The 2,500-nt window shown below is 53.2% G+C and carries 1 rRNA gene (cut by a window edge); it reads right to left on the reverse strand.

The annotated features are described in order from the left end of the window. Window positions 1-42: 42 nt before the first annotated feature. Window positions 43-2,500, reverse strand: a 23S ribosomal RNA gene (locus QUB10_RS33675); it runs 333 nt beyond the window's last position.

The following is a 2,500-nucleotide window of genomic DNA, read 5'->3' on the forward strand; positions in this document are numbered from 1 at the left end:
ACCCATGACGTTGTTTCCAACGTTGTCATTGATGGTGGAACTCTCAAGCGCGAACAGAGTAATTAGGACCGGTTAGCTTCATGCATTACTGCACTTCCACACCCGGCCTATCAACGTGGTGGTCTTCCACGACTCGATGATAACTTATCTTGAGGGAGGCTTCCCGCTTAGATGCTTTCAGCGGTTATCCCGTCCATACATAGCTACCCTGCTGCACTCCTGGCGGAATGACAGGTACACCAGAGGTATGTTCAACCCGGTCCTCTCGTACTAGGGTCAACTCCTCTCAATTATCGACGCCCACGGCAGATAGGGACCAAACTGTCTCGCGACGTTCTGAACCCAGCTCACGTACCACTTTAATTGGCGAACAGCCAAACCCTTGGGACCTGCTCCAGCCCCAGGATGTGATGAGCCGACATCGAGGTGCCAAACGATTCCGTCGATATGAGCTCTTGGGAATCATCAGCCTGTTATCCCCGGCGTACCTTTTATCCGTTGAGCGATGGCCCTTCCACGAGGGACCACCGGATCACTATGACCGACTTTCGTCTCTGCTCGACTCGTCAGTCTCGCAGTCAGGCGGGCTTATGCCATTGCACTCTAACAGACGGTTTCCAACCGTCCTGAGCCCACCATCGCGCGCCTCCGTTACTCTTTAGGAGGCGACCGCCCCAGTCAAACTACCCGCCACAGAGGGTCCCTGCACCGGATAACGGTGCTAGGTTAGACATCAGAAAACAACAGGGTGGTATTTCACCTATGGCTCCACGACAGCTGGCGCCGTCGCTTCAAAGCCTCCCACCTATGCTACACAGTTCTTTCCTAATGCCACTCTGAAGCTGCAGTAAAGGTGCACGGGGTCTTTCCGTCTAACCGCGGGTACTCCGCATCTTCACGGAGAATTCAATTTCGCTGAGCATGTACTGGAGACAGTGGGGAAGTCGTTACGCCATTCGTGCAGGTCGGAACTTACCCGACAAGGAATTTCGCTACCTTAGGACCGTTATAGTTACGGCCGCCGTTTACTGGGGCTTCAATTCAGAGCTTGCACTCCTCCTCTTAACCTTCCAGCACCGGGCAGGCGTCAGGCCCTATACGTCGTCTTGAAGCCGACTTAGCAGAGCCCTGTGTTTTTGCTAAACAGTCGCTACCCCCTGGCTTGTGCCCCCTGCACACGGTTGCCCGCATACAGGGCCTCCTTCTCCCGAAGTTACGGAGGTAATTTGCCGAGTTCCTTCAGTACACTTCTCTCAAGCGCCTTGGTATACTCTACCATCCCACCTGTGTCGGTTTAGGGTACGGTCTATACGGAGGGGCTATTTCCTGGGACAACTTCGAAGCCAGACCAATCCAATAAGGCCTGACAACTTACGCCATCCGTCACACACCTCCAGGCCCACGAATATTAACGTGGTTCCCATCGACTACCCCCTTCGGGCTCGTCTTAGGGGCCGGCTCACCCTGCTCAGATTAGCTTTAAGCAGGAACCCTTGGGATTTCGGCGAGAGGGCATCTCACCCTCTTTATCGCTACTCATGTCAGCATTCGCACTTCCGATACCTCCACCGTCGGTTACCCTTCGGCTTCATCGGCTTACGGAACGCTCCGCTACCGCTTGGATCAAAGATCCAAACCCTAAGCTTCGGTACGTATCTTGAGCCCCGTTACATTTTCGCCGCAGGATCTCTTATTTAGACCAGTGAGCTGTTACGCTTTCTTTAAAGGATGGCTGCTTCTAAGCCAACCTCCTGGTTGTTTTGGAAATCCCACATGCTTTCCCACTTAGATACGATTTGGGGACCTTAGCTGTAGGTTAGGGCTGTTTCCCTTTTGACGACGGACCTTAGCACCCGCCGTCTGTCTCCCGGATTAACTCGATGGTATTCGGAGTTTGGTTAGGTTTGGTAGATCTCGCGACCCCCTAGCCCATCCAGTGCTCTACCCCCATCGGAAAACGTCCGAGGCACTACCTAAATAGTTTTCGCGGAGAACCAGCTATTTCCCGGCTTGATTGGCCTTTCACCCCTAAACACAACTCATCCGACAATTTTTCAACATTGAACGGTTCGGCCCTCCAGTGCGTGTTACCGCACCTTCAGCCTGGTCATGCCTAGATCGCCGGGTTTCGGGTCTAATCCATCAAACTCAGTCGCCCTATTCAGACTCGCTTTCGCTGCGCCTACACCTAACGGCTTAAGCTTGCTTGATAGATTAAGTCACTGACCCATTATACAAGAGGTACGCTGTCAGGCCACGAAGGCCCTCCAACTGATTGTAAGCATTCGGTTTCAGGTACTGTTTCACTCCCCTCATCGGGGTGCTTTTCACCTTTCCCTCACGGTACTTGTTCGCTATCGGTCATGTACGAGTATTTAGGCTTGGAGGGTGGTCCCCCCATGTTCAGACAGGATTTCACGTGTCCCGCCCTACTCGAGTCCTGATGTTTCATTTTCGCATACGGGGCTGTCACCCGCTATGGCCAAACTTTCCAGAATGT

The organism is Microcoleus sp. B5-D4, assembly GCF_036705145.1.
In the GTDB taxonomy this organism is placed as follows: Bacteria; Cyanobacteriota; Cyanobacteriia; order Cyanobacteriales; family Microcoleaceae; genus Microcoleus.